Annotated in this window: 22 protein-coding genes; 15 read left to right on the top strand and 7 right to left on the bottom strand. The window is 68.6% G+C overall.

The genetic code is table 11. The features are described 5' to 3' along the window. Positions 1-70 precede the first annotated feature (70 nt). Both EV653_RS34810 and EV653_RS34805 read left to right on the top strand, forming a co-directional pair. Positions 71-670, top strand: coding sequence for a cysteine hydrolase family protein (locus EV653_RS34810; RefSeq protein WP_202871976.1), 600 nt, complete (start codon positions 71-73; stop codon positions 668-670). A 4-nt stretch (positions 671-674) separates the two neighbouring features. Beyond that, positions 675-1592, top strand: coding sequence for a GlxA family transcriptional regulator (locus tag EV653_RS34805; RefSeq protein ID WP_134109641.1), 918 nt, complete (start codon positions 675-677; stop codon positions 1590-1592). 21 nt (positions 1593-1613) lie between these two features. On the opposite strand, the gene EV653_RS34800 is transcribed toward EV653_RS34805, so the two are convergent. Together EV653_RS34800 and EV653_RS34795 are read right to left on the bottom strand one after the other, a co-directional pair. Beyond that, complete coding sequence (locus EV653_RS34800) at positions 1614-4751, bottom strand: glycoside hydrolase family 3 N-terminal domain-containing protein (protein WP_134109639.1); 3138 nt, start codon at positions 4749-4751, stop codon at positions 1614-1616. A gap of 96 nt (positions 4752-4847) precedes the next feature. Next, positions 4848-5495, bottom strand: a complete 648-nt coding sequence (locus tag EV653_RS34795) for a hypothetical protein (RefSeq protein WP_134109637.1) — start codon at positions 5493-5495, stop codon at positions 4848-4850. A gap of 118 nt (positions 5496-5613) precedes the next feature. Here EV653_RS34795 and EV653_RS34790 point away from each other — a divergent pair, with 118 nt between their 5' ends. From EV653_RS34790 to EV653_RS34780, 3 genes are all read left to right on the top strand, one after another. Continuing rightward, entirely contained in the window at positions 5614-7473 is a 1860-nt protein-coding gene (locus EV653_RS34790; protein WP_134109635.1) for a hypothetical protein, read from the top strand. Positions 7474-7584: 111 nt separating this feature from the next. Then, positions 7585-8547: an LLM class F420-dependent oxidoreductase gene (locus tag EV653_RS34785; protein WP_134109633.1), complete on the top strand. Its 963-nt coding sequence runs from the start codon at positions 7585-7587 to the stop codon at positions 8545-8547. A 176-nt stretch (positions 8548-8723) separates the two neighbouring features. Continuing rightward, a complete protein-coding gene (locus tag EV653_RS34780; RefSeq protein WP_134109631.1) occupies positions 8724-12407 on the top strand; it encodes a S8 family peptidase in 3684 nt (1227 codons plus the stop codon). A 154-nt stretch (positions 12408-12561) separates the two neighbouring features. Here EV653_RS34780 and EV653_RS34775 read toward each other — a convergent pair whose 3' ends face one another. Further along, a complete protein-coding gene (locus EV653_RS34775; RefSeq protein WP_134109629.1) occupies positions 12562-13920 on the bottom strand; it encodes a lytic transglycosylase domain-containing protein in 1359 nt (452 codons plus the stop codon). Positions 13921-14176: 256 nt separating this feature from the next. On the opposite strand from EV653_RS34775, the gene hemL reads away from it, so the two are divergent. The 9 genes from hemL (at position 14177) to EV653_RS34730 (ending at position 22867) form a co-directional block, all read left to right on the top strand. Further along, positions 14177-15499, top strand: coding sequence for a glutamate-1-semialdehyde 2,1-aminomutase (gene hemL, locus EV653_RS34770; protein ID WP_134109627.1), 1323 nt, complete (start codon positions 14177-14179; stop codon positions 15497-15499). Between the two features lie 37 nt (positions 15500-15536). Then, positions 15537-16160: a histidine phosphatase family protein gene (locus EV653_RS34765; RefSeq protein ID WP_238160723.1), complete on the top strand. Its 624-nt coding sequence runs from the start codon at positions 15537-15539 to the stop codon at positions 16158-16160. Then, a complete protein-coding gene (locus EV653_RS34760) occupies positions 16160-16723 on the top strand; it encodes a TlpA family protein disulfide reductase (RefSeq protein ID WP_134109623.1) in 564 nt (187 codons plus the stop codon). The genes EV653_RS34765 and EV653_RS34760 overlap by 1 nt, the downstream gene beginning before the upstream one ends. A gap of 4 nt (positions 16724-16727) precedes the next feature. Beyond that, entirely contained in the window at positions 16728-17471 is a 744-nt protein-coding gene (locus tag EV653_RS34755) for a cytochrome c biogenesis CcdA family protein (protein ID WP_134109621.1), read from the top strand. 1 nt (position 17472) lies between these two features. After that, entirely contained in the window at positions 17473-19059 is a 1587-nt protein-coding gene (resB, locus tag EV653_RS34750; protein ID WP_134109619.1) for a cytochrome c biogenesis protein ResB, read from the top strand. Continuing rightward, on the top strand, positions 19056-20087 hold the full coding sequence (gene ccsB / locus EV653_RS34745) for a c-type cytochrome biogenesis protein CcsB (protein WP_134109617.1): 1032 nt from the start codon (positions 19056-19058) through the stop codon (positions 20085-20087). The genes resB and ccsB overlap by 4 nt, the downstream gene beginning before the upstream one ends. A gap of 1 nt (position 20088) precedes the next feature. Continuing rightward, positions 20089-20340, top strand: a complete 252-nt coding sequence (locus EV653_RS34740) for a DUF4229 domain-containing protein (RefSeq protein WP_134109615.1) — start codon at positions 20089-20091, stop codon at positions 20338-20340. 302 nt (positions 20341-20642) lie between these two features. Continuing rightward, complete coding sequence (locus EV653_RS34735) at positions 20643-21245, top strand: TetR-like C-terminal domain-containing protein (protein ID WP_238160658.1); 603 nt, start codon at positions 20643-20645, stop codon at positions 21243-21245. Between the two features lie 59 nt (positions 21246-21304). Then, a complete protein-coding gene (locus tag EV653_RS34730) occupies positions 21305-22867 on the top strand; it encodes an MFS transporter (protein ID WP_134109611.1) in 1563 nt (520 codons plus the stop codon). 62 nt (positions 22868-22929) lie between these two features. Here EV653_RS34730 and EV653_RS34725 read toward each other — a convergent pair whose 3' ends face one another. The 3 genes from EV653_RS34725 to EV653_RS34715 are packed head-to-tail and all read right to left on the bottom strand — an operon-like array spanning position 22930 to position 24812. Then, positions 22930-23406: a GNAT family N-acetyltransferase gene (locus EV653_RS34725; RefSeq protein WP_134109609.1), complete on the bottom strand. Its 477-nt coding sequence runs from the start codon at positions 23404-23406 to the stop codon at positions 22930-22932. A 37-nt stretch (positions 23407-23443) separates the two neighbouring features. Then, on the bottom strand, positions 23444-24463 hold the full coding sequence (locus tag EV653_RS34720) for a M48 family metallopeptidase (protein WP_134109607.1): 1020 nt from the start codon (positions 24461-24463) through the stop codon (positions 23444-23446). Between the two features lie 37 nt (positions 24464-24500). Beyond that, entirely contained in the window at positions 24501-24812 is a 312-nt protein-coding gene (locus EV653_RS34715) for a hypothetical protein (protein ID WP_134109605.1), read from the bottom strand. A gap of 82 nt (positions 24813-24894) precedes the next feature. Between EV653_RS34715 and EV653_RS34710 the strand changes: the two genes are divergently transcribed. Then, positions 24895-26013 (top strand): PLP-dependent cysteine synthase family protein, encoded by a 1119-nt coding sequence (locus EV653_RS34710; protein ID WP_134109603.1) that lies wholly within the window; start codon positions 24895-24897, stop codon positions 26011-26013. A 109-nt stretch (positions 26014-26122) separates the two neighbouring features. Here EV653_RS34710 and EV653_RS34705 read toward each other — a convergent pair whose 3' ends face one another. Beyond that, complete coding sequence (locus EV653_RS34705) at positions 26123-26995, bottom strand: 1,4-dihydroxy-2-naphthoate polyprenyltransferase (RefSeq protein ID WP_134109601.1); 873 nt, start codon at positions 26993-26995, stop codon at positions 26123-26125. Position 26996 lies beyond the last annotated feature (1 nt).

Raw genomic sequence — 26996 nt, 5'->3', positions numbered from 1 at the left:
ACCAGATCGGTCCGGTCCGGGCCTCGATCGAGCCTTCTCCGGTACGCCGTCCGCGGGCGATCCTGGGGCCATGAGCCGAACCGCGCTGATCGTGATCGACGTCCAGGAATCCTTCCGGGTCCGCCCGAACTGGCAACTGGTGAACCACCCGGACATCGCCGAGCGGGTGAACCGTCTGGTGCAGGCCGCCCGCGACAAGGGTGACCTCGTCGTCTGGGTGCTGCACACCGAGCCCGGCACCGGCGGCCCCTTCGACCCGGCCAACGGACAGGTCCGGCTCATCGACGGTCTCGAACCGTTGCCTACCGAGCCGATGATCACCAAGACGTCCCACAACGCCTTCACCACAACGAATCTGCAGCAGCTGCTGACCCAGCACGGCATCTCCGAGATCGTTGTCAGCGGCATCCGTACGGAGCAGTGCTGCGAGACGACCGCCCGCGTCGGCTCCGACCTCGGGTACGACGTCGTCTTCGTGACCGAGGCGACCGCGACGATGGCGCTGGCGCACTGGTCGATCCGCGACGAGGCATCCGTCGAGGAGATCCTGGCCGATCCGCGGACCCTGACGGCGGACCAGGTCGCCGAGCGGGCGGAGTACGTGCTGGCCGGCCGGTTCGCCACGATCCGGACACTCGACGAGCTCACCGCCGTACCCGTGGCATCCTGACCGAATGCGTCCCACCCGGGTGGTCTTCGTGCTGGTGCCCAAGGTGCACTTGCTGGATCTCGCCGGGCCGGCGCAGGTGTTCACGACTGCGAACGACTTCGGGTACGGCTACGAGGTGCATTACGTAGCCGAGTCCGAAGAGGTCACAACCGCGCAGGGCGTGCCTTTACGGGCACAACTGGACTGGCCGGAGATCGGGGCGGACGACCTGATCGTCGTACCGGGGTGGCGATCGCCGCGGCTGTCGCCGGTCCCGCCGATCGGGCCGGTGACCCGCCGGCGGCTGCGCGACCACCACGCGGCAGGCGGCACGGTCGCGAGTGTCTGCTCGGGTGCTGACGCGCTCGGGGCCAGCGGTCTGCTCGACGGCCGGCGGTTCACGACCCACCACGACCTGACCGACGAGCTGGCCGCCCGCTACCCGCGGGCGGCCATCGTGCGCGATGTGCTGTACGTCGAGGACGACAGCGTCATCACCTCCGCCGGCATCGCCAGCGGTATCGACCTCACCCTCCACCTGGTCGCGGTCGCCCACGGCGCGGAGGCGGCCGCCCGGGTCGCTCGCGAGATGGTCGTGTACGCCCGGCGCAACGGTGACGAGCTGCAGGAGTCGGCCATGCTTCGCCACCGCGGGCATCTCAGCGATCTGGCCCACCGCGTCCAGGACGTCATCGACTCCCGGTACGCCGATCGCCTCCTGCTCTCCGATCTCGCCGGCCAGGTCGGCGTCAGCGAGCGCACCCTGACCCGCATCTTCACCTCCGCAACCGGCCTCACGCCGCTCCGCTACCAGCAACTCCTCCGCCTCGAGCGCGCCGAACACCTCATCGGGCACGGCACCACGATCGAAACGGCGGCCCGCACCGTCGGCTTCGAAGACGCCCGCATGCTCCGCCGCCTCCGCAGCCGAACTTCCGTCTAGCCCGGAGGCTGCCATCACTTACTAAGGGAGCTTCGAGGCCGCGATCAGTTTGGTGGTCGCGGTGGAGAGCTGCCCGCTGAGCAGGGCGTGGTCCGCGTCCGAGACCAGCTTGGACGCGGGTTCGTTGAGGTTCTGGCCGATGTGGTTCTGCGCGATCCAGCGTGCGATCCCGACGACCGCGTCGTCCTCGGCGAAGGTGTCGGCCTTGGTGCGCTCGAGGAGCTTGGCGGACTGTGCGGCCGCGGCCAGGGCGATAGTTGCCTGCGGCCCCGACCAGTCCTTGACGCCGAGCGCGATGCTCGCCGCGACCCCGGCCGCCACCGCGTAGGCATCGTGCTTGCGCAGCAGGCTGTTGCGGGCGTCGGTCAACGCCTGTCGTGCAGCTGCCTGCGTGCTCAGCCCCCAGCCGAACGGGTACTGCGGGTCGTACGACGCGTCGCCGACGTTCAACGGCTGCTGGTCCTCGGTGCGCGGCCAGCTGACCGGCAGGCGACCGCTGAACGGGACCTTCCCGAACAGTACGTCGGCAACCCCCGCGCCCTCGGTCCCGGGCAGCCACGACGCGACCACGGCGTTGATCTTGCCGAGCTGGTCCGCGATCACCTGCGGCCGCCCGGACACGATCAGGACGACGCACTTCATCGCGCCGCACACCTTGTCGACGGCGGCCTTGTCCGCGGCGGTGAGCTGCAGGTCGTGACCGTTGCCCACGTCACCGATTCCTTCGGCGTACGGGCGTTCGCCGACCACGACCACGCCGACGTCATGACCCTCGAGCGGAGCGGAGGCGTCCGCGCTGAACGTTGCCGTCGGCACCACCTGCTTGATCCCGTCGAGGATCGTCGTACCGGTGGTCGTCGCCCCCGAACCGCCCTGCCAGGTGATGCTCCAGCCGCCCATCTGGTTGCCCAGGTCGTTGGCGTTGCTACCGGCAACATAGACTTTCTGGCCGGCGTTCAGCGGCAACAGGTTGCCGTCGTTCTTCAGCAAGACCTGGGACTTCGCCGCCGCCTCACGCCCGACCGCACGATGCGCGGCCGATCCGATCGACGCGATGTTCGACGTGTCGGCGTACGGGCGCTCGAAGAGGCCGAGCTTGAACTTCTCGGTCAGGATCCGCCGTACGGCGTCGTCGATCCGCGTCATCGGGATCCGGCCGGCCGCGATCTCGTCGGTCAGGCCCTGGGTGAAGCCCTGGTAGTTCGTCGGCACCATGATCATGTCCAGGCCGGCGTTGATCGACGTACGGATGTCGCTCGCATAGTCGCCCGGCAGCTGGTCGATCGCCTGCCAGTCGCTGATCACGAACCCGTCGAAGCCCATCCGCTGCTTGAGGACGCCGTTGATCAGCTCGCCGTCACCGTGCATCTTCACCGGCGGCGCGCCGTCGATCGACATACTCGAGTACGACGGCATCACCGTGCCGACACCGAGATCGACCGCGGTCTTGAACGGTGCCAGATGCAACGTCTCCAACTGCTGCCGGGTGACCTGCGTGATGCCCTGGTCAATCTTGTACGAGCCGGTCGTCGAGCTGCCGTACGTCGTACCGCCGTCGCCGACGAAGTGCTTCGCGGTCGCGAGCACGTGGTTGTTCTGCTTGAGCTGGCTGCCGTCGGCCTTGCCCTGCAGGCCGGTGATGACGGTCGCCATCGACTGCACGAGCGCGGGATCCTCACCGAATCCTTCGTAGGCACGGCCCCAGCGGTCGTCGCGGACCACGCACACGCACGGCGCGAAGTCCCACGGGATGCCGGTCGCGCGGACCTCGGTCGCGGTCACCTGACCGGCCTTCTGTGCCAGCGACGGATCACGCGTCGCGCCGATCGCGATGTTGTGCGGCAGGATCGTTGCCCCGACCACGTTGTTGTGTCCGTGGACGGCGTCCACCCCGTAGATCAGGGGGATCTGCAGCCGGGTCGCCTGCGCGTTCAGCTGGAAGTTGTCGATCATCGCGGCCCAGGCGGCCGGGGTGTTCGGCGTCGGGACCGAACCTCCGCCGGAGAGCAGCGAACCGAGCGCGTACGACGCGATGTCGCTACGGGACCGTAGCGCGTTGCGCTCGGCCTGGGTCATCTGGCCGACCTTCTCGGCTGTCGTCATTCGGGCGAGGAGGTCGTCGACACGCTTCTTGATTGGGAGCTTCGAGTTCAGGTACGGGAGGTCGTGCGCGTTGATCACCACGACCGGGTTCGTGGGTGCCTTCGCGCCGGTGACGGTGAGCTCGAGCGGGATGGTCTCGGCGGCCTCGGCGGTGTGGTCTTTCACCGTTGTCACCGCCACGGTCTGGCTGGTGCCTGACGCCGTACCCGCCGGGAACGTGAGCGTGCCTGCGACGGGGGTGTAGTCGCCGGCGTCGGCGCTGCCCGTGCCGGTCTTGTAGTCGACGGTGACCGGTTCTTCGAGTGGCGTACTGCCGGTGGTGGTGACGGACACCTTCACCTGCGCGGTGCCGCCCTCCTTGACCGGGTACACGCCGGCGTCGGTGGTGACGCTCGCCTTCAGCGCCGGGTCGGCCTTGCCGTAGACCTCGACCTGGTCGATCGCGAACTCGCCGGGCGATCCGACCGGCATCGTGAACGCATAGCCCCACATGTGGGTCAGGTTGAGGATCTGGTCGATACCGCCGACGGGCTGGTAGTCACCGCGGTACACGAGCTGGCTGAACGGGATCTCGACCTGATGCCAGCCCTGCCAGTCGTCGGTGAAGCTGGTGTTCCACAGTTCGGAGGCCTCGGCGTTCGCGCCGCCGTCCTTGATCTCGAAGAAGATCCGCTTCCCGGAGCCGGGTGGGAGCGGGGCGGTGTTCTGGCCGTACCACCAGAACCGGATCCCCTTGTACGCCGACCAGTCCGCGGGGTTCACGTCGTACGTGATGTCGTGGCTGAAGCCGCCGTACCCGCTGATGTTGTAGGTGCCGTGCAGGACCTTCTCGCCGGCCGGGGCGTCGGCGCGGGTCTGCAGCTCCATCGTGGGTGGGTCGTCCGCGTCGCTGCCCCAGCCGAAGATGCCCGCGTTCGGGGGCGAGGCGAACGGCTCACCGCCTTCGAACGCCGCCAAGGTGACCGGTGTGGGGTCGTCGGCCACCGCGTCCAACGGCAGCAGCCCGGCGACCAAAGCCGCCGCCGCAACCAGAGCAATTCGGCGAAAACCACGCATGGGCGACTCCCCACCTCAGCGCGGGCCTCACACCCGCGTTCGGCCCCGACTCTCAGCCCTCCCACCCCACCGGTCAAGACCTCACCGGTTCCGGAACTAGAGCGCTCTCACAGGCGTCAGGCGCATATGCGGCCGCGGGCCGGCGTGATGGTCGGCGCGGACGAGCTCCGGTACGGCGATCGTGGTCGTGCCGACGGCCAGATGCCGGCGGGCGGCCACCCAGTCGATCAGCTCGTCCGGCTTCGCGATGTCGGTCGTGAAGTGCAGCAGGTTGAGATACCAGATGTCGCGAGGCTCGGGTTCGTACCAGGCGTCCGGACCCAGCTCGGTGGTGAGGCGGCTGCTGAAGAGGAAGGGGTCCAGTGGCTTGGCGCAGGCCATGACCGTGCCTGGGGTGAGGGTCAGCCCGGTGACCTGGAAGCGGACGGGCCAGGTGCTGGCTTTCGTCGCGCGGTGGAGAGCCGACTGGTAGCGGGTGAGGGTGGGATCGCCTGGGGGAATCACGTCGCGCCTTGGTTCGAGGGCGCGGACGGTCAGGTGGGCCGAGCCGAGTTGGCCGGTCTCCCAGTGGCCTGGACCGGCCAGTGCCGCTGCATCGGTTGTCAGCGCGTCCAGCGCGTGTGCGAGGGCACAGTCCTGCGGAGGTCGCAGTACGACGCTGAGGGGCCAGCGTCCGCCAGCCTTGGGTGGTTCCTCGCGCTGATGGGTGCCTTGCGCAATTTGTGGTGCGGCTGTCGTGAACAACTGCTCGAACTTGTCGATGAGAGTTCTCCCTTGAGTCGGTGCGGGTTAGGACGCGAAGTCTGGACAGTTGGTTGGTGGGTGGGTGACTGTGGTCCCGGCGACGACGGGGAGGGACTCCATGAAGCTTCGTTATGTGCTGAGCAGCGTGGCGCTGATCGTTCCGATGGCTGTGGTTGCGGTGGTGTCACCCGCGTCCGCGGCGTCATCGCAGGACCCAGCAGCGTCGGCCGCGTCGGCGGCGTCGGCCGCGTCGGCAAAAGTCCCGAGCATGCTGCGGGACGCTGCGAACAGCGCGGCTGCGGCGGCGAAGGGCAAGTCGGCCGGCGTGCAGCCGCGGGCATTGAGCGTGGAGAAGCCGGGTCGCCTCGGCGTTCAGGTGTACGCCGCCGCGCCCGTAACCGCCGCGCAGGAGGCAGCGCTCACCGCACTCGGTGTCACGGTCGAGAAGAACTCCGCCGACTTCAAGTCGGTTGCCGGCCTCCCGAACACCGGCCTCGTGTCCGCATCGGTCCCGTACGACAAGCTTGACGCGGTCGCTGCGCTCGACTGGGTGACTGCCCTGCGGCCCGCGCTCCGACCGGCCGTCGACGTCGGCCCCGTCACCGCCGAAGGCGTCCAGCTGCACAAGGCGGACGCGGCGCAGGCGCGCGGTCTCACCGGCAAAGGCCAGAGGGTCGGCGTGATCTCCGGCGATGTCGACCACCTCGCCGATGCGGTCGCCGCGGGTGAGCTGCCGTCGAACGTCCAGGTCCTCAGACAAGCTGCGGAGTACACGGACGACGAGGGTACGGCGATGATGGAGATCATCCACGACATGGCGCCGGACGCGCGGCTCGCGTTCGCCAGCACGGGCGTGACCAACGCCGACTACTTCGAGGCCTTCCACATCCTGGCCAACGCCGGCGTGACGATGATCGCCGAAGACATCGCGCTGGACGACGAGCCCGCGTTCCAGCAGGGCCTCGGCGCTGCCACCGCGGAAGCACTCGCCAAGCGCGGGATCTGGGTCAGCTCGTCGGCCGGCAACCTCGGTGCCCGGCACGCCCCGCGCGTCGCGGCGGTCGGCACGGGTAAGGGCCCGGACGGCGTCACCGGCCCGTTCAACGGCTGCCCGGACGCCCCGGACAACGTGGTGAAGCTGCGCGGCGACGACACGACGTACGACCTGAACCTGCTGCCCGGCGCCGCGGTGATGCCGACACTGCAGTGGAGCGAGCCGCGGGCGATCTACCCGACCGCGGGCCAGGGCGGCTTCACCGACCTGAACCTGTACCTGATGGACAGCACGGGTACGAAGTGCCTCAAGTCGAGTACCGGCGTCCAGGCGAACGGCGTCGGCGACACGATCGAGCAGTTCGAGTACGACAACCTGACGAACGCACCGCAGGCCGTCAAGCTCGTGGTCGACGTACAGGGCACCTCCTCGGCGCGGAAGGCACCGACGCTCGACCTGCGCTGGCGTGCCCTCTCGGCCGGCGTGCAGACCCTCGACCCGCCGGAGCGCGCCGGCTCGATGAACCCGGACTCGAACTACATCGGCTTCGCCACCAGCGCGGGCGCCGTCAACGCCAGCGTGTCCACCGACCCGGCGACCGCGCCGCTCGAGTCGTACAGCGCGGCCGGTCCGACGCAGCTCCTCACCACGACGCGGTGCCCGGGCGGCAAGCCCGGTCCGTGCCGCGGCATCCCCGGACCCGGATCGATCAGCTTCCCCGCGCCCTACTGGCTGGCGGCTGATGGTGTCTCGGTCAGCGGCGCCGGCGGCTTCGGCTCCGGAACCTGTCCGACGACGGTCACCGGCAACTGCCGCTTCTTCGGTACGTCGGCCTCCGCGCCGACCGCAGCCGGTGTCGCGGCGTTGACCCGGCAGGAGTTCGGCGGACGAATCGCACCGGTCGCCCTGAACGCGATCCTCGCCGCCCGAGCGGTCCACCGCCCCGGCCCCGGCGTCGGAGCGGGCGTCCTGAGCGCCCGGTGAGTCACACAGTGATTCCCACAGTGGATTAAGAAGCTGTAGTGGTCCGATTGAGTGCAAATTCAGTACTCGTAGTGATGGACCGATACCGCCATCCCCGGAAAGGATGGCGGCATGACTACACGTTTCGGGGTATTCGTCCCGCAAGGCTGGAAGATGGATCTGGCCCAGATCGCTGATCCGATCGAGCAGTGGGAGGCGATGACGGACGTCGCCAAGCGCGCCGACGAGCAGTCGTGGGACTCGATCTGGCTCTTCGACCACTTCCACACGGTGCCGGAGCCGAGTGACAACACCACGTTCGAGTGCTGGAGCGCGACCGCGGCGCTGGCCCGCGATACCAAGCGGGTGAACATCGGCCAGATGGTCGGCTGCAACGGGTACCGCAACCCGTCGCTGTACGCGAAGATCGCGTCCACCGTCGACGTCGCCAGCCACGGCCGCCTGTACGCCGGGATCGGCGCGGGCTGGTACGAGCACGAGTGGAAGGCCTACGGCTACGAGTGGACCGACGTCCCGCAGCGGATGGCCGCGTTCCGCGAGGCGACCGAGATCATCTACAAGATGTGGACCGAGGACAAGCCGGTCTACGACGGCAAGTACTACTCGATCGACGCGCCGATCAACGAGCCGAAGGGTGTCCGCAAGCCGCACCCGAGCTTCTGGATCGGCGGCGGCGGCCCGAAGGTGACGCTGAAGCTGGTCGCGCAGTACGGCGACGCCGCGAACATCGGCGGGGGTAACCCCGAGGTGATCAAGGAGAAGTGCGACATCCTCCGCGAGCACTGCCGCAAGGTCGGTCGCGACTACGACGAGATCATCAAGTCGACCGGGCTCAACGTGTTCCCGATCGACAAGGGTGACGACCCGCAGAAGGCGACCGAGAAGGCGGTCGGCCCGATGAACCGGGAGAAGTTCGACAACGACAACTTCATCGCCACCGAGGACGAGATCGCGGACAAGGTGGACGCAGCACTCGAGGCCGGCGCCGACTACGTGATCTTCTACATCCCCGGCGTCGCGTACGACCTGGACCTGCTCGAGCGCGTGGAGAACGTCGCGAAGCGCTTCGCCTGACCTTGGGCACCCGTCAACCACTTCTCCGCGGGTGGTGTGGTTGGTGCGTGCTCAAGGTGGCTGGAATCGGTCATGGCGGGTGTTCGTCAGCGGGACCGGTGGACTGGGGCCCGGGGCAACTGTGAGGCTCCCGCTGATGGCCTCGCGTGGGTCGGGGCATCGGGAGGTGTCCCGCAGTGTTTCCCCGATCGTCCCGGTCCGCGTCCGGCCTGCTTGCCGCGGTGGTCGTCAGTTCCCTGCTGCTGACGACCACCCCGGCACACGCCGCCCCGCCCGGTGCCGCCCAGCCGGCCGGCACCGTCAACCCGACGCCGGGCGCGTCGGTCAAGCGGATCACGCTCGTCACCGGCGATGTCGCCGAGCTGACCACGAGCGCCGACGGGCAGGTATCGGCCCGGCTGACCGACGACGAGCCGTATTACTTCGGCACGTTTGACGGTGAGCTCAGCCTGATCCCGTCCGAGGCCTACCCGCTGCTCACCGCGGGCCGCCTGGACAAGCGGCTCTTCAACCTCACCGAACTCGCTGCGCAGGGGTACGACGACGCGAGCAGCGATCGGCTGCCCCTCCTCCTCACCGCGCCGCCCACCCTGCGCAGCGCGCCAACCGCACCCGCGGCCGCGACCCTCCGCCGTACGCTGACCAGCGTCGGAAGCAGCGCGGTCACCGTGCAGAAGTCCGACGCCAAGGCGTTCTGGGACGGCATCAGCGGTCCGACCACCTTCAAGACCGGCCAGGTCACCAAGATCTGGCTCGACGGCCGCACCCACGCCACTGACGACCAGTCGAACCAGCAGATCGGTGCGCCGACCGCCTGGAAGCAGGGGTACGACGGCCACGGCGTCAAGGTGGCCGTGCTCGACACCGGGTACGACACCGGGCACCCCGACCTCGCCAAGCAGGTCGTCGCGTCGGAGAGCTTCGTCCCGGACGAGGCGGTCCAGGACTTGCACGGCCACGGCACGCACACCGCCTCGATCGTCGCCGGCCTCGGTACTGCGTCCGGCGGCAAGCGGAAGGGCGTTGCGCCCGGCGCGGAGCTGCTGATCGGCAAGGTGCTCGACAACAGCGGCGGCGGCTACGACTCCGAGGCGATCGCCGGTATGGAGTGGGCCGTCCAGCAGGGCGCGAAGGTCGTCAGCATGAGCCTCGGCGGCCTCCCGTCGGACGGCACCGACCCGATGAGCGAGGCCGTCGACCGGCTGTCGAAGTCCAGCGGGACCCTGTTCGTCATCGCGGCCGGCAACTCCGGCGCCGAGGAAACCGTCGGCTCTCCGGGCGCGGCTTCCGAGGCCCTGACCGTCGGGGCGGTCGACCGCGATGACAGCCTCGCGAGCTTCTCCAGCCGTGGCCCGCGCCTCGGCGATGGCGCGCTGAAGCCCGAGGTGACCGCGCCGGGCGTCGAGATCCCCGCGGCACGAGCCGCCGGTACCGCGCAGGGCCACATCCTCGGCCAGTACTACACCGCGATGAGCGGTACGTCGATGGCGACGCCGCACGTGGCCGGCGCCGCCGCGATCCTGGCCGAGCGCCACCCCGACTGGACCGGTCCGCAGCTGAAGGCCGCGCTGGCCTCGACCGCGGTCCCGTCCGCCGGCGCCCGCACCGACCAGCAAGGCCTCGGCCGGATCGACATCCCGAACGCACTCGACCCGAAGGTCCTCCCGGACGCCGCCAACCTGTTCTTCGGCGACCTCTCCTGGACAGGCCCGGCCGCACCCGCGCCGGTCGGACGGAAGGTTGCCTACCGCAACAGCTCGAACCGCGCGGTGAGCCTCGACCTGTCCGTCGACGTACGGTCCGCGGCTGGCGTCAAGGCCGCCGTCTCGGTGAGCCCGTCCCGCCTGACTGTCCCGGCGCACGGCTCCGCCTCCGCGTTGGTCACGCTGAACCTCGCCAGGACCCAACCCGCCAACTACGCCGGCACACTGACCGCCCATACCATACGGTTTGGTATGGCGGCCGGAAGTGAGTCGGTCCGCACCGGGATCGGATTTGCCGCCGGTGGTCGGCTGAACCAGGTGACGGTGAAGGCGATCGGCCGCGATGGCAAGCCTGCGACCACCGAGGCCGGCGCGAGCGGCGTGCAGTTGTGGAACCAGGACACCGGTGACGTCAACGCGATCGCCTTCGACGAGAACGGCAGCCGCACCCTCGACGTACCGACCGGGCGGTACAGCGTGATGGCGTACGCCGTGGGCGGTGACGAGGCGAACTGGGCGAACTCGATCACGCTGCTCGGCGATCCGGACGAGTGGATCGGCAGCGACCGTACGTTCACGTTCGACGCCCGCACCGCGCACAAGGTGACGATCAAGACGCCGCGGCCGGCCGACGCGCACAGCATCGGGATTGCCTGGCACCGGAAGGTCGGCGACCGGGATGCCGTGTCCGGCTGGGGATTCGACGGAAAGGTTGCCAATGGCATCTACGTGCAAGACTTCGGGAAGGTTGCCAATGGCACCTTCCAGGTCGTGCAGCGCTGGGACCTCGCCCAGCCGCAGCTGACCGTCGACGTACCGGGCGCCGGCCGGCTGCCGACGCCTGGCCCGGGTTCCTCCCGGACCGTGTACGTCGGCAACGAGAACCTCCCGCTGTACAACGGCGGCGACGGTACGCCGGCGGAGCTGAGCGGCGCCAAGGGCAAGATCGCGCTGATCCGCTGGACGTCGCCGGACGACACGACCGCACAGGTGCAGGCGGCGAAGGCGGCCGGTGCGAAGGTGGTGTTCCTCTACAACGAGGCGCCCGGCTTCTGGTCGACCGGGACCGAGGAAGACATCCCGCTCTACCTGCTGCGCTCCGAACAGGGCAAGCAACTACTGGGCACGCTCGCGAAAGGCCCTGTCTCGCTCAAGCTGAGCGGCGTCCTCGACAGCACCTACCGGTACGACGTCGCGATCGGACCGTCGACGGTCAAGGGCCCGCTGACATACGACGTTGCGAAGATGCACCCGGCCGTGGTGACCACGAACTTCCAGCGCAACGACGCGTGGTTCCTTCACACCGACCAGCGGATCGCACATCTGCCCGGGATCAGCACCGGGCTGACCTCGACCCGATTGGTGACCGGTCCGGTGAGCCGTACCGACTACCTCGTCACCGATCTCAAGGGCGTGACCTGGGACGAGACGACCTCGGCAGGGGAGTGGAACGAGAGCGGGTACGAGTCGACGATCCCGCGCTCGTACCGTCCGGGCGAGCAGGTCACGCGTGGTTGGTGGGAATCGCTGATGCGGCCGGCCGTCCCTGGGTTGTCGGATTCCGCCGGGGACGTGGCACAGGGTTGGCCGCCGGCGCGGTTCGAGAATGCGTTGCGGATCGCGATTCCGCAGTATGTGAGCGGCGATCGGAGCGTGTTCGGCTGGGGTGATCGCGGCGATGTGACGAGCATGAAGCTCAGCAGCAACGGCGTGCAGCTGGGGAGTGCCGACTGGTCGGTGGCGCAGTGGGCGGTACCGGCGCGGGCGGCGTGGTACGACCTGACGCTGGACCAGAAGCGCGGTCCGAACAGCTGGGCGACCACGTCGACGTCGACGCACACGACGTGGCACTTCCTCTCGGTGCCGACGAAGACCCGGGCGGTGCTCCCGCTGGTGCAGGTCGACTACAAGCACACCAATGGATGGCTCGAGCTCACGCCGCGGTACCAGCCTGGCGTGCACGGCCTGGGGATCTTCCGTACGACGGCTGAGATCTCCTTCGACGGGAAGACCTGGCAGAAGCTGTCGCTCAGCGGGATCGGAGGCGCTGTCCGGGCGAAGGTTCCGGCCGGTTCCTACCCGAGCATCCGGGTGACGGCCAAGGACCTGATCGGCAACAGCATCACCCAGACCATCGACAAAGCCTGGGCGCTCTGATCGTTAGCTGCATCTGATCGTTAGCTGCGTCTGATCGTTAGCTGCGTCTGATCGTTAAAAAGGCGACGCCACGAAGCCGGGGGGATGTGCTCCGTGGCGTCGCCAGGGGCGCGCCTAGGGAGGGGTGGGGGCAGGCGCGCCGGTCTGTGGGGGATCAGCTCCCGAGGATGCCTCCACCCAGAACGCCCAGCAGTCCGAGCAGGGACAGCAGGTTTCGGATGACCTGATCGACCGCCTTCGCCCCACCGGTCTGGTAGGCGGTCACGCACTTCTGCAACTGGTCCTGGGTCGGCTTGGTGATCGTCACCTTCGCCATCTCGGACTGGCAGTACGTCGTGGCCGCCTGCAGCTGGCCCACCGTGGAGCCGACCGTGCCGACGATCAGGCCCGCCGCGGTCGTCAGGGTCGCGACCCCGGGCGTCGTGGTGGTCGGAGTGGTCGGCTTCGACGTCGGCTTGGTCGTGGTCGGCTTACCGGGCGTCGGCTTCGACGTCGGCTTGTCGGACGTGGGCTTCGACGTCGGGCGCTGCGTCGGCACGACCGTCGGCCGCGTCTCGTCCCGCTCGTCCGTCGGCGTCGTGATCACCGAGGGCGGCGGTGTCGGGAGGTCGATCGTCTTCGGCAGGTTCTTGTCCGACGGCGCGTTGATGTCGCCGCCGCCGAGCTGCTTCCCGGCGTCGTCGACGTCGTCACCGGAGGTCCCGTTGCCGACCGCGATCCAGCTGCCGCCGGCGTACGCCTTGGCGATGCTGACCACGAGGTCGACGTACTGCTGGGAGTGGTTGTAGCGCAGCACGGCCGCGTTGAGGTCGGAGGGGTTGGACAGGTCGGTCTTGCCGGAGCACAGGTACACCGCGGTCGACATGGCTGCGTCGTCGATGTCCTGCGGGTTCCGCACGCCGTCGCCGTCGCCGTCCACTCCCATGGCTCGCCAGGTGCCGGGGATGAACTGCATCGGGCCGACCGCGCGGTCGAACGCCCCGTCGCCGTCGAACGCGCCCGCGTCGGTGTCGGAGATCCGGGCCATCCCGGACGACCCGTCCAGCCGCGGACCGTAGATGCCGGGAACCGCGACGCCCTGGGAGTTCAGCGCGTTGCCGCCGAAGCGGCCGTGGTTGGACTCGACCCGGCCGATCGCAGCCACCAGCGTCCAGGGCAGGTGACAGGACGGGTCGGCCTGGGCCAGCACCTGCTGGGCCCGGGAGTACGCCTTCAGTGCGGCGTTGGGGATGCCGTTCTTCGACAGGCCGGAGACCACCTGGGTCGGTTGCTCGCCAGGATCGACGCCTGGACCGACGACGCCCGGCTGCGGCACGTTGGCCGGTTGGGAGATCGGCTGCTTCGGAACGACGACCGAGTTACCTCCGGACAGACCCTGCTCCAGCGACGCCGTCGCGACCGCCGGATCATCCGTGGCACTGACGGTGAATGCGCTCGCGAACAACGCCACCGGGATCAGCGGCGCCACCTGACGCCAGCCGCTACCCGTGGCGCGGCGCTTGCCCTTCGCCATCGATGATTCCCCTCCGTGACTCATCGACCAGCCCGGCCCCACGCTGCGGACAGTCTTTGTGTCTTTCCCGGTCGCCGTCGTAATAGGTCTAACGTCCGCCCCGTTGCGTGGGTTACGCGCCGGACGAGACCGTGTACGTGCGGTTACCGGGTACCCATACTGGCGCGTAACAAAGCGCCTGTGAACCCCCTGCGCACGATCCACCCGTGTAATTCGGACCGCCCTGCCCACCGGCCCGCGTGGCCGGTCGGGGAGAATGTCCGGCGTGCCCGCACACACAGAACAGTCCGCCGCGCTCTTCGACAGGGCCTCCGCCGTCACCCCGGGCGGGGTCAACTCTCCCGTACGGGCGTTCCGCGCCGTCGGCGGCGTACCGCGATTCATGGCATCTGGTGACGGATGTCACATGACCGACGTCGACGGCAACCGCTACCTCGACCTGGTCTCCTCGTGGGGTCCGCTGCTGCTCGGACACGCTCACCCGGAGGTGATCGCCGCCGTCCAGGCCGCGGTCGCCCGGGGTACGTCGTACGGGACGCCGACCGAGACCGAGGTGCTGCTCGGTGAGGAGATCGTCGCCCGGACGCCGGTGGACAAGGTCCGGCTGGTGTCGTCCGGGACCGAGGCCACCATGTCCGCGCTCCGGCTGGCCCGCGGGTTCACCGGTCGCGCCAAGATCATCAAGTTCGCCGGCTGCTACCACGGACATGTGGACGCACTGCTGGCCCAGGCCGGTTCCGGTGTCATCACGCTGGGCATCCCCGGTACGCCGGGGGTCACCGAGGCGACCACGGCCGACACGATCGTGCTGCCCTACAACGACCAGGCCGCCGTCACTGCGGCGTTCGCGGAGTACGGCGACCAGATCGCGGCCGTGATCACGGAGGCCTCGCCCGGCAACATGGGCGTCGTCCCGCCGCGTGACAACTTCAACGCTTTCCTGGCGCAGGCCTGCCGCGAGAACGGCGCGCTGTTCATCTCCGACGAGGTGATGACCGGCTTCCGGATCACCCGCTCGGGTTGGTACGGCGTCGACGGCGTGCAGCCGGATCTGATGACCTTCGGCAAGGTGATGGGCGGCGGCTTCCCGGCCGCGGCGTTCGGCGGCCGGGCCGATGTGATGGCTCACCTGGCCCCCGAGGGCTCGGTCTACCAGGCCGGGACGCTGTCCGGAAACCCGATCGCGACCACGGCCGGTCTGACCACGCTGCGGCTGGCGACCGACGAGGTCTACGCCAAGATCGATGAGACGTCGCTCACGATCCAGCGGCTGGTGTCGACCGCGCTGGACAAGGAAGGTGTGCCGCACGTCATCCAGGCGGCCGGGAACCTCTTCAGCGTCTTCTTCGTGGAGTCCTCGGAGGGACCTGCCGAGATCCGGGACTTCGCCGGTGCCAACGCTCAGGTGCTGCCCCGGTTCACGGCGTTCTTCCATGCCATGCTGGACGCCGGCGTCTACCTGCCGCCGAGCGCCTTCGAGGCCTGGTTTGTCAGTGCGGCCATCGACGACGACGCGCTGGCCGCGTTGGAGTCGGCTCTCGCCCCGGCTGCTCGGGCGGCAGCCGCAGTACAAGACTGAAGGGACAGCGGTGACCGAAACGACGGTCGTGCACCTGATGCGTCACGGCGAGGTGCACAACCCGACCGGCGTGCTGTACGGCCGGATCCCCGACTTCCACCTGTCCGAGCTCGGCCGCACGATGGCCGAGCGCGTGGCCGAGCACGTCAAGAACCGCGACATCGTGCACCTGGTCAGCTCGCCGCTGGAGCGGGCCCAGGAGACGATGGAGCCGATCGCCAAGGTCTTCGGGCTCACCCCCGATATCGACGAGCGGGTGATCGAGGCGGCGAACCTGTTCGAGGGCAAGAAGTTCGGCGTCGGCGACGGTGCACTGCGCCGGCCCAGCGCCTGGTGGCTGTTGCGGAATCCCTGGAAGCCGTCGTGGGGTGAGCCGTACCAGCAGATCGTCCGGCGGATGCGCGACGCGATCGAGACGGCCCGGGAGAAGGCCGCCGGGCACGAGGCGCTGATCGTGTCGCATCAACTGCCGATCTGGACCGTCCGGTCCGCGATCGAGGGTCGACGGATGCTGCACGACCCGCGCAAGCGCCAGTGCAGCCTGGCCAGCCTGACGTCGTTCACCTTCCACGGCGACCAGATCGTCTCGGTCGGATACTCGGAGCCCGCGAAGGACCTGTTGCCGGTCAAGCCTCCGAAGAAGTTCGTCGGCGGTGCGTGATGATCCGTCGTACGGCGGTTGCCGTGGCCGGTCTGCTCCTCGTCGCGGGGTGCAGCTCGGGTCAGCAGGCCTCGCAGAACCGGCAGGGCCAGTCGGGCTTCGTCAGCGGCAACGGCAACGTGTCGGTGTTCGCGGCCGGCGACCGGAAGGCTGCTCCGGAGCTCACCGGAAAGACGCTGGACGGGAAGACCTGGACGCTGTCCGACCACACCGGCAAGGTCGTCGTACTGAACGTCTGGGGCTCGTGGTGCCCGCCGTGCCGCAAGGAAGCGCCTGATCTGGTCGCGGCGTCGAAGGAGCTCGGTCCGTCGGTGCAGTTCATCGGGCTGAACACGCGCGACCTCGATCAGGCCCAGGCGAAGAAGTTCGTCCAGGAGTTCGCGGTGCCGTACCCGAACCTCTACGACCCGGACGGCAAGGGCCTGCTGCGGTTCCGCGGCCAGATCTCGTCGGCCGCCATCCCGACCACGCTGGTGATCGACAAGACCGGCAAGGTCGCCGGGCGGGTGGTCGGCGAAGTCACCAAACAGACTTTGCTCGGCATGGTCAAGGACGCCGGTTGAGCTGATGGGACAGTGGTTCGCCGACTCGATGACGGGTTCGATGCTGGTAGCACTGCCGATCGCGGTGCTCGCCGGAGCGATCTCGTTCTTCTCGCCGTGCGTCGTACCGCTGCTGCCCGGTTACCTGTCCTACGTCACCGGTCTGTCCGCAGCCGAGCTGGACTCGGCGAAGCGCGGCCGGATGCTGGCCGGTACGGCGTTGTTCGTGGCCGGGTTCTCCGCGGTGTTCATCCTGACCGGCGTGGTCTTCGGCAAGGCCGGTGATCTGCTGATCGATCACCAGACCGCGATCACGCGGGTGCTCGGCGCACTGACCGTTGTGCTGGGCATCGTCTTCCTCGGCGGGTTCGGCTTCATGCAGCGGGACCTCCGGGTGCACCGGGTTCCCGCGGTCGGGATCGCGGCGGCGCCATTGCTCGGCGTACTGTTCGGATTCGGGTGGACTCCGTGTATCGGTCCGACGCTCGGGACCGTGATGACGCTGGCCACCACCCAGGGCAGCAGCGGGCGGGGCGCGGTGCTGGCGCTGGTGTTCAGCCTCGGGCTCGGCATTCCGTTCATCGTCTCAGGCCTGGCGTTCCGGCGGATGCTGGGCGCGGTGGCGTGGGTCCGCAAGCACCAGCTGCTGGTGATCCGGATCGGCGGCGTACTGATGATCGCGGTGGGACTGCTGCTGCTGACGGGAGTGTGGGATGCGATGACCGCGGACCTGCGGCAGTGGGTCGCCAACTTCGGATCGGCGGTCTGAGATGAGCGACGTCAAGGACCGGATCGCGGCGTCCTCGAAGCCCGAGGAGCCGCCGACACCGCCGGCGATGGGACTGGTCGGCTGGTTGCGGTGGACCTGGCGGCAGCTGACCTCGATGAAGACCGCGCTGGTGCTGCTGTTCCTGCTCGCGCTCGGCGCGGTGCCCGGCTCGCTCGTCCCGCAGACGCCGATCGACCCGATCAAGGTCTCGGACTTCCTCGCGGCGCACAAGACGCTCGGGCCGATCTACGACAAGCTCGGGCTGTTCGACGTCTACAAGTCGGCATGGTTCTCCGCGATCTACCTGCTGCTGTTCATCTCGCTGATCGGTTGCGTCGTACCGCGGCTGTCTGTTTATGCGAAGGGCTTGCGGGCCCGGCCGCCGAAACCGCCGCGGAACCTGAACCGGCTGCCCGGGTACGAACGGTTCGAGGTCGACGGTGGGGACGGCGTACTCGAGGCCGCGACCCGCGAGCTGCGCAAGCGCCGCTTCCGCGTGCAGGCGTACGACGGCGCGGTCGGCGCGGAGCGTGGTTACCTGCGCGAGGCGGGCAACCTGCTCTTCCACTTCTCGCTGATCCTCGCGCTGGTCGGCGTCGCGTGGGGTTCGCTGTTCGGGTACCGCGGCTCGGTGCTGGTTGTCGTGGGCAACGGTTTCTCGAACACGGTCGCGCAGTACGACGACTTCACGCCGGGGCGCGCGTTCAGCGGTGACGACGACCTGCCGCCGTTCTCGCTGACCGTCAAGGACTTCCAGGTGAAGTTCCAGGAGGACGGGCCGCAGAAGGGTGCGGCGCGGGAGTTCAAGGCGCAGCTGGCCTACCAGGAGACGCCGGACGCGCCGGAGAAGTCGTACGAGCTGCAGGTCAACCATCCGCTGAAGCTGGACGGCAGCAGCGTCTACCTGCTCGGGCACGGGTACGCGCCGCGGGTGACGGTGAAGGACGGGCAGGGGAACGTCGCGTTCTCCGGGCCGGCGCCGTTCCTGCCGCAGGACTCGAACTTCTCGTCGTTCGGCGTGATCAAGGCACCGGACGCGCGACCGATGACGCTCGGCTTCGAAGGGTTCTTCCTGCCGACCGCGGTGATCGGCCCGGACGGTCCGGTGTCGGTCTTCCCCGACGACCTGAACCCGGAGCTGGTGATGACCGGGTACTACGGCCGGCCGCAGCCGGAGACCGGGAAGCCGGAGTCGGTGTACCAGCTGGACAAGACCAAGCTGACGCAGTTCCAGCAGAACGGCGACAAGTGGCGGTTCCAGCTCGCGCCCGGGCAGACCGTCCCGCTGCCGGACAAGGCCGGGTCGATCACGTTCGACGGATACAGCCGATGGGTGAAGCTGCAGGTCAGCCACACTCCCGGGACGGATCTGGCGCTGGCGGGCATCCTGCTGGCGATCCTCGGGCTGATGGGCTCGCTGTTCGTGCATCCGCGGCGTACCTGGGTGCGCGTGCGCGACGAGGACGGGCGTACCGTTGTCGAGGTCGCCGGTCTGGACCGCGGCCCCGAACGCGGCCTCGGCGACGAGATCCACGCCATCACCAAGAGTCTGAGACCCGCCGGCCCGAGCAAAGAGGAGCAGCCATGAGCCCGGAGACCTACGCACAAGTCTCCAACCTGCTGATCCCGACCGCCACGGTGATCTACGTCCTGGCCCTGATCTCCCACGCCATGGAGTGGGCCCTCGGGCGGACCGCTGTCGCAAAGGCCGCTGTGGAGCAGGAAGCGGACGCCGAGGTGCTGGTCGGCTCCGCCGCGTCGCCGGCCGAGGTCGGCGCCGCCTCGGTCTCGACCGGCTCTGGCTCCGGCGCGGCCGGCCCCTCCACTTCCGGCGCCGAAGGCGTCGCCTCCGAGCGGCTGGATGCCGCCAGTCGGATCGGGTTGTTGCTGACCTGGTTGGCGTTCGTTCTTCACCTGGGTGGTGTGGTGACCCGCGGGCTGGCGGCGGGGCGGGTGCCGTGGGGGAACATGTACGAGTTCTCCATCACCGCGTCGCTCGCCGTGGCGATCGTCTACCTGATCTTCGTGCAGAAGTACAAGCTGCAGTGGCTCGGCCTCGGCGTGACCTTCGTGATCTCCGCCGTACTCGGTCTGGCCTCCCTCGCGCTCTACACGCCGGCCGGCCCGCTCGTCCCGGCGCTGCACTCGTACTGGCTCGTCATCCACGTCTCCGCCGCCGCGATCTCCGGCGGTGCGTTCACGGTCGGAGGCCTGGTCTCCGTCCTGTACCTCGTCAAGGCCCGCGCCGAGCGCAAGGTCCTCGAGGGCGGCTCGATGTCCGCATCGCTACGCCGGCTCCCGACCGCCGAGGCGATGGACGGTACGGCGTACAAGGTGCTCGCGTTCGCGTTCCCGCTGTGGACGTTCGGCGTACTGGTTGCCGGTCCGATCTGGGCCGAGCACGCCTGGGGCCGGTACTGGGGCTGGGACCCCAAGGAGGTCTGGTCGCTGGTGACCTGGGTGGTGTACGCCGCCTACCTGCACGCCCGCGCGACCGCCGGCTGGCGTGGCCGCCGGGCCGCGACGATCGCGATCGTCGGCTGGTTCGTCTTCATCTTCAACTTCGTCGGCGTCAACCTGTTGGTCTCCGGCCTGCACTCCTACGCTGGGGTCTGAGATGAAAGAGTTCGCGATCTACACCGGCCTGCGGGCGGCGCTGTTCGCCGCCTGCTTCGCCGTGCTCTGGTTCGCGCTGCACAGTTGGCTGACGATCTTCCCGCTGCTCCTGGTCGCCCTGATCATCTCGTCGATCCTGTCGATCTTCGTCCTGCGCGCCGCCCGTGAACGGCTGGCCGGCAAGATCGAGACCCGCGCCGCGAACATCTCGCAGCGCCTGGAGCAGGCTCGCACCGCCGAAGACGACGACTGACCCACGTCTCCTCACCTCCGCCTCCCGCACCCGCGGTGGGCGTGAACAGTACCTGGTGGCTTTGAACAGGCAATTTCCTGTTCATAGCCACCAGTTCTTGTTCACAGCCCCCACTTAGCGGGCCCTGTTCTACTGCTCAAGCGCGCCGTACCAGTGAGCAACTGGTACGGAGAGTGACTTATGCCACTGGCGTAATCTCCGCAAAATCCTTTGTGCATCCCTTCACATGAGTCGTAGAGTGATGGATGAAACGAAACAGTTTCGTTCTATCGGTGGTTTTGTAGCTACACAGGGTGATGAAGGTGGACAACGTAGGCGTACGGCAGCGGCCGCGGGTCGAGGGTGGTCGTGAGGACGAGATCCTCGATGCGACCGTGGCGGTGGTGGCCGAGCTCGGCTACGACCGGCTGACCATGGACGCGGTGGCGACGGCGGCGAAGGCCAGCAAGGCCACGCTGTACCGGCGCTGGTCCACCAAGGCGGAGCTGGTCGTCGACGCGATCAGCCGGGCCAAGGGGTGCCCGATGCCGGAGGAGGTCGACACCGGCAGCCTGCGCGGCGACCTGGTCTCGATGGCCTGCGGCGAGGGCGGTTTCACCGACGAGCTTCCGATGTCGGTGATCGCCGGTCTGCTGACCGCGCTGCATCGCGACGACGAGCTGCAGAAGGCTTTCCGTGAGCGCTTCCTGGCGCCCCGGCAGGCCCTGACCAACAAGGTGTACGAGCGTGCCGTCGAGCGCGGCGAGATCGCGCCGGGCGTCGACGTCGACCTGCTGTCAGTGACGTTGCCCGCGGTGATCATCCACCACGCCTACATCCTCGGCGTCGAGCCGACCGACGACCTGATCCTCCGAGTGATCGACAACGTGATCCTGCCTGCGGCGCGGGGGTCGCAGGTGAGCTGACCGGTGAGGGGCCGGTCCGCGACAAAGCAAGACAGTCTGCCCAGAGGGGAAGTTCTCTTATGTCCGAAGAAGTCATCAAGGCCGATCCGCCGGAAGGCAGGCCGACCGACGCGGTCGGTGAGCCCGACGGCCACGGTCACCGCAATCTCGGTATCGCGCTGGCGCTGATCTGCATGGCGCAGCTGATGGTGGTGCTGGACGGCACGATCGTCAACATCGCGCTGCCGCACATCAAGGGCGCGCTCGGTTTCAGCGACGCGTCGCTGCCGTGGGTGGTCAACGCGTACGCGCTGGCCTTCGGCGGTCTGCTGCTGCTCGGCGGCCGCATCGGTGACATCCTCGGTCGCCGCAAGGTCTTCGTGTTCGGCGTCGTCCTGTTCGGCCTGGCGTCGTTCGTCGGCGGTATCGCGCAGAGCGAGAGCGTGCTGCTGGTCAGCCGGATCCTGCAGGGTCTCGCGGCCGCGGCGGCCTCGCCGAACGCGCTCGCGCTGATCACCACGACGTTCCCGGCCGGCAAGGAGCGCAACCGGGCGATGGGCGTGTACGCCGCGATGTCCGGTGCGGGCGCTGCCGTCGGTCTGATCCTGGGCGGCGCGCTGACCGAGGCGTCCTGGCGCTGGACGTTCTTCATCAACACGCCGATCGGCCTGCTGGTCGCCGTACTGGCCTTCCGGTTCCTGGGTGAGTCGGCCCGGCAGTCCGGCAAGTTCGACCTGCCCGGTGCGATCACCGGCACGCTGGGTCTGACCTCGCTGGTCTACGGCCTGACGCACGCCGCGACCAACGGCTGGAGCGACGCGCTCACGCTGACGTACATCTTCGGCGGTCTGGCGCTGATCGGGATCTTCCTCGCGATCGAGGCCCGGTCGAAGCACGCGCTGATGCCGTTCCGGATCCTTGCGAACCGGACCCGTGGAGTCAGCTTCTTCGTGATGCTGATCGTCGGTGCGGCGATGTTCTCGATGTTCTACTTCCTGGGCATCTTCGTGCAGAGCATCATGGGTTACAGCGCGCTGAAGACCGGTATCTCGTTCCTGCCGTTCAGCGTCGGCATCGTGCTCGCGGCCCAGGTCGCGTCGACGCTGGTGGCGCGGATCGACCCGCGCTGGATCGCCGGTACCGGTGGCGTCTTCGTTGCCGCGGGCATGTTCGGATTCAGCCGGCTCCAGATCGACTCGACGTACTGGACGCACCTGCTGCCGTACATCCTGGTGCTCTCGTTCGGTATGGGCCTGATCTTCGTGCCGCTCACGCTGACCGCGGTCAGTGGTGTCGCCGCGGAGGACTCCGGGGTCGGATCCGCCGTACTGAACACCGTGCAGCAGATCGGTGGTGCGGTCGGCCTGGCGCTGCTGGGCACGATCTCCACCAGCGCGATCAAGGACAAGTTCGCCGAGCTGGCCCCGGGCCTGCAGAAGGCGGCCGAGTCCGGGCAGTCGCCGGATCAGATCAAGCAGTTGCAGGGTCAGTTCACTGCGCTCGCCACGACGCACGGGTTCACCCGGGCGTTCGTCTGGTCGGCGTTCCTGGCACTGGGCGCCGCGCTGATCACGCTGGTCGGCCTGTCGATCAAGCACAAGGACCTGGCGAACGACGGCCAGGCCCCGGTCCACATGGGCTGAGTGCTGCTGATGCTCGAAGGGCCCGCTTCCCGGGAGGGGGGAAGCGGGCCCTTCGTCTTTGTCTACAGGGCTTTCCGCATGACGATCTCGCGGCGTACGCCGTCGGCCATCAGGTCGCCGGGCTCGTCGGTGTCGACGTACCCGTGGCGTAGATAGAGGTTGTGCGCGGGATCGTTGCCCGGGACAACGGACAGTTTCAGGACGGCGGCGCCGATGCTGCGGGCCCAGTCCTCGATGGCGGTCATCAGCGCGTTGCCGACGCCCTTGCCGCGACCGGCCGGCGCGACCCACATCGACACCAGTTCGGCGTGGTCGTCGGCCGGAAACCCACCGGCCATGCCTGCCGGCGTACCGTCGATCGAGGCGATCACCTGGTACCCGCCGGGTGCGCTGAGCCGCTCCCGCCAGCGCTCCTCGGGGGCGTCGATCCAGTCCGCGAGCTGCGAACCGAACGCGAACGGTGCTTCCTCCAGCGCGGCGAGCCGGAGCTCGCTCCAGGACTTCCAGTCGTCCGGGCCGATGGCCTGTATGTCGATCACGCGGACAGGATCGCAGTCGACCCGGACGGCAGACCAGTCAGTTTCGGGGTGGGAACCTGGCCGAGACCCAGTCGCGGACGCCGCCGAGGCCGTCGCCGAGGTCGCGGATCAGCTTGGCGAGCGGGTCCTGCGAGCGGTCGAACGCGTCAGTGTACGACTTCGCTGCGTTCTTCGCCTCCTGCGACATCGACGCGGTGGCGTCGTCCTGGCGCTTCGGGTAGTCGCCGGACACGAGCGTCGTGTATTCACCGTCGTCGACCCACCGGCGCAGCTCGTGCGCGCGGTTCACGGCCATCGGGTGCGACTGCGCCTCGAGCAGCAGCAGCTTCAGCACGCTGTCGCGCAGGTCGCCGGCGCTCTCGTACTCCGTGCCTTGCGCGAGGAATGCCGTCGTGTCGAGCTCACCGAGCTGACCGCCGCTGGCCAGCTTCATCTGGACCCGCAGCGCGACCGCCGGGTCCTGGGTCGCGAGCAGACCGGCGCGGTCAGCCGACAGCTCCGCCTTGCGGGACCACTCGTGCAGCGCGGCCACGATCGCGCGGAACCCGAGCGCGCCGATCGGCATCCAGTTGAACGCGCCGGTGAGACGCATCAGCCAGAGCAGCAGCGACTGGTACAGCGCGTGGCCGCTCTGTGCGTGACCGAGCTCGTGGCCGAGGATGAACCGCAGTTCCTCCTCGTCCATGCCCTGGAGCAGCGCGCTGTTCACCACGATGAACGGCCTGTCCATGCCGATGGTCATCGCATTCCAAATGGGGCTGTTGGTGACGTACAGCTCGGGGAGCCGGCGGACGTCCAACGTGGCGCCGGCCTCGGTGTAGAGCCGGTGCATGGTCGGGAACTGCCGCTCGTCCACCCGGATCGACGAGCCGAGGAACTGCAGCCGGAACGCCCGCTCGTTGATCATCCCCGACATCTTCCGCAGCAGGTAGTCGAAGCCCTTCAGCTGCCGCAGCGCCACCAGCGCACCGCGGTCCGCAGGGTGCTCCCAGGCCCGCGAACTGATATCGGTCAACGTCACCCGCTGCCGCGTCGGCCGATCACCGTTCTCGCTCATCGCTCCCCCTGCTTCCCGCTCGTCGTGGACCCCCAACTTAGCTCGCCTGTGGGTCCGATCGAGGTTTGAGCACTACAGCCAGCAACAGGGTCGGGATCCAGCCCAGGGGGACGGACCACCAGCCGAGGCCCTTGCCTGCTGCGAGTGCGGTCGTGGCGAGGCAGATCGCCGTACCTGTCAGCCAGTATCCGAACGCTGCCCAGCCTCGGTGGTGAGTGGACCGCAGGTGACCGACCCATGCGAAGGTGAGGGTTGCGGGGAGGGCGAGTGCGGTGGCGCCGAGCGTCAGTACGGCGAGGATCAGGGCGACGTCGCCGGGGGAGAACTCGACCGCTCCGAGGGGGATCATGGGCTCGATCCTGCCGCTCGCGGGGCCCGGTCACCGAGCGTAGGAATACTCAAATCGGCCTGTAGGTCCTAGCCTGGCCCGCATGAGTGAGGCTGACGGGGTGTGCCGGGAGGTCGACCGGCGGGACGACAAAGCGCGCGCCTGGGTGTCCGAGGCGATCCGGATCGTGGATGCCGACGCGAACCGCAGCGCGGACACGCATCTGCACGTGTTCCCGATGCCCGAGGGTACCGGCGTAGACCTGTACCTCAAGGACGAGTCCGTCCATCCGACCGGCTCGCTCAAGCACCGGCTCGCCCGGTCACTGTTCCTCTATGCCCTCTGCAACGGCTGGATCCACGAAGGCACCACGGTCATCGAGGCGTCCAGCGGGTCCACGGCCGTCAGCGAGGCGTACTTCGCGCGGCTGCTCGGCCTCCCGTTCGTCGCGGTGATGCCGCGCTCGACCAGCCCCGAGAAGGTCGAGCTGATCGAGTTCTACGGCGGCCGCTGCCACTTCGTCGAACGCTCCGGCCAGATCTACGGCGAGGCCAAGCGCCTGGCCGAGGAGACCGGCGGGCACTACATGGACCAGTTCACGTACGCCGAGCGCGCGACGGACTGGCGTGGCAACAACAACATCGCCGAGTCGATCTTCGGGCAGCTGTCTCTCGAGCAGCACCCAATCCCGACGTGGATCGTCGTCGGGGCCGGCACCGGTGGTACGTCGGCGACCATCGGGCGGTATGTGCGCTACCAGCGGTACGACACGTCGGTCGCGGTCGTCGACCCGGAGAACTCGGCGTTCTTCCCGGCGTTCGAAGCCGGCGACCACGAGTTCTCCACCGGGCGACCGTCGCGCATCGAGGGCATCGGCCGTCCGCGCGTCGAGCCGTCGTTCGTGCTGGGCGTCGTCGACCGGATGATCTCGGTCCCGGACGCCGCGTCCATTGCGGCGATGCGCTTCTGCTCCCGCGTCACCGGACGACTCGTTGGCGGCTCCACCGGCACCAACCTGTGGGGCTCACTCCGCCTGGCCGCCGAAATGCGCAAGGCCGGCACCCGCGGCAGCATCGTCACCCTGCTCTGCGACAGCGGCGAACGCTACGGCAACACGTACTACGACGACGCCTGGCTCCGCACCAGTGGCATAGACATCACCCCGTACACCACCACCCTCGAAACCTTCACCCGCACCGGCGTCTGGACCGAGCCCGAGTAGGCGGCGCCCGGCCCGCGTGGGGGCTTCGGACAAGTCGTGGGTTCCCGAGACAGGAAATAACATGTTCAAGGTCTCCACAACCTGTTCAAGGCCACGCTTCTGCCCGCTGTCAGCCGCCTAGGGCCAGGCCTACCGCCAGGCCGATGGCGTAGAGGAGTTCGGTTTGGCCGGTGGCTTTGAGGACTGGGATCAGGGCTGGGCCTACGGCGTCGCTGAGGACTACTCGGATCGACTTGATCGCCAGGGGTGCGGCGATGAAGGCGAGGAGGGTCCAGGGGGTGGCGATCGCGGAGACGGCGGCCAGGGCGAAGGCGAGGATTACCAGGGCGGCGTACAACTTGCGTGAGCGTGGGGCGCCCAGGACGACGGCCAGGGTGCGTTTGCCGGTGACGGAGTCGGTGGGGATGTCGCGGAGGTTGTTGGCGACCAGGAGCGCGCAGGCGATCGAGCCGATCGAGATGGCGCCGGCCAGGGCGGGCCAGTTGATGGTTTCGGCTTGGACGTACGTCGTACCGAGGACGGCGACCAGGCCGAAGAAGAGGAAGACGCTGACCTCGCCGAGCGCGCGGTACCCGTACGGGCGTTTGCCGCCCGTGTAGAACCATGCGCCGAGGAGGGAGGCCGCGCCGACGACCAGGAGCCACCAGGTGGTGGTCGCGGCGAGGACGATGCCGAGGGCGGCGCCGATGCCCAAGCAGGTGAACGCGGCGGCCTTGACCTGGCCGGGGGAGGCGACCTTCGAGCCGACCAGGCGCAGCGGGCCGACGCGGTTCTCGTCGGTGCCGCGGATGCCGTCGCTGTAGTCGTTGGCGTAGTTGACGCCGATCTGGAGCGCCAGCGCGACGCCGAGGGCCAGCAGCGCCTTCCACCAGACGAAGCCGTCGAGGTACGCGGCCGCGCCGGTTCCGACGAGGACAGGGGAGATCGCGGCAGGCAAGGTGCGGGGGCGGGCGCCTTCGATCCACTGGGCAGGTGTGGCCATG

The organism is Kribbella pratensis, from assembly GCF_004365355.1.
Taxonomy (GTDB): Bacteria; Actinomycetota; Actinomycetes; order Propionibacteriales; family Kribbellaceae; genus Kribbella.
This window is presented reverse-complemented; position numbering and strand designations above follow the sequence as displayed.

Excerpts from the sequence above, each read along its gene's own strand:
- EV653_RS34810 (WP_202871976.1), top strand. The coding sequence starts at position 71 with ATGAGCCGAACCGCGCTGATCGTGATCGACGTCCAGGAATCCTTCCGG.
- EV653_RS34805 (WP_134109641.1), top strand. The coding sequence starts at position 675 with ATGCGTCCCACCCGGGTGGTCTTCGTGCTGGTGCCCAAGGTGCACTTG.
- EV653_RS34800 (WP_134109639.1), bottom strand. The coding sequence starts at position 4,751 with ATGCGTGGTTTTCGCCGAATTGCTCTGGTTGCGGCGGCGGCTTTGGTC.
- EV653_RS34790 (WP_134109635.1), top strand. The coding sequence starts at position 5,614 with ATGAAGCTTCGTTATGTGCTGAGCAGCGTGGCGCTGATCGTTCCGATG.
- EV653_RS34785 (WP_134109633.1), top strand. The coding sequence starts at position 7,585 with ATGACTACACGTTTCGGGGTATTCGTCCCGCAAGGCTGGAAGATGGAT.
- EV653_RS34775 (WP_134109629.1), bottom strand. The coding sequence starts at position 13,920 with ATGGCGAAGGGCAAGCGCCGCGCCACGGGTAGCGGCTGGCGTCAGGTG.
- hemL (WP_134109627.1), top strand. The coding sequence starts at position 14,177 with ATGTCCGGCGTGCCCGCACACACAGAACAGTCCGCCGCGCTCTTCGAC.
- EV653_RS34765 (WP_238160723.1), top strand. The coding sequence starts at position 15,537 with ATGCGTCACGGCGAGGTGCACAACCCGACCGGCGTGCTGTACGGCCGG.
- EV653_RS34760 (WP_134109623.1), top strand. The coding sequence starts at position 16,160 with ATGATCCGTCGTACGGCGGTTGCCGTGGCCGGTCTGCTCCTCGTCGCG.
- EV653_RS34755 (WP_134109621.1), top strand. The coding sequence starts at position 16,728 with ATGGGACAGTGGTTCGCCGACTCGATGACGGGTTCGATGCTGGTAGCA.
- resB (WP_134109619.1), top strand. The coding sequence starts at position 17,473 with ATGAGCGACGTCAAGGACCGGATCGCGGCGTCCTCGAAGCCCGAGGAG.
- ccsB (WP_134109617.1), top strand. The coding sequence starts at position 19,056 with ATGAGCCCGGAGACCTACGCACAAGTCTCCAACCTGCTGATCCCGACC.
- EV653_RS34740 (WP_134109615.1), top strand. The coding sequence starts at position 20,089 with ATGAAAGAGTTCGCGATCTACACCGGCCTGCGGGCGGCGCTGTTCGCC.
- EV653_RS34730 (WP_134109611.1), top strand. The coding sequence starts at position 21,305 with ATGTCCGAAGAAGTCATCAAGGCCGATCCGCCGGAAGGCAGGCCGACC.
- EV653_RS34720 (WP_134109607.1), bottom strand. The coding sequence starts at position 24,463 with ATGAGCGAGAACGGTGATCGGCCGACGCGGCAGCGGGTGACGTTGACC.
- EV653_RS34715 (WP_134109605.1), bottom strand. The coding sequence starts at position 24,812 with ATGATCCCCCTCGGAGCGGTCGAGTTCTCCCCCGGCGACGTCGCCCTG.
- EV653_RS34710 (WP_134109603.1), top strand. The coding sequence starts at position 24,895 with ATGAGTGAGGCTGACGGGGTGTGCCGGGAGGTCGACCGGCGGGACGAC.
- EV653_RS34705 (WP_134109601.1), bottom strand. The coding sequence starts at position 26,995 with ATGGCCACACCTGCCCAGTGGATCGAAGGCGCCCGCCCCCGCACCTTG.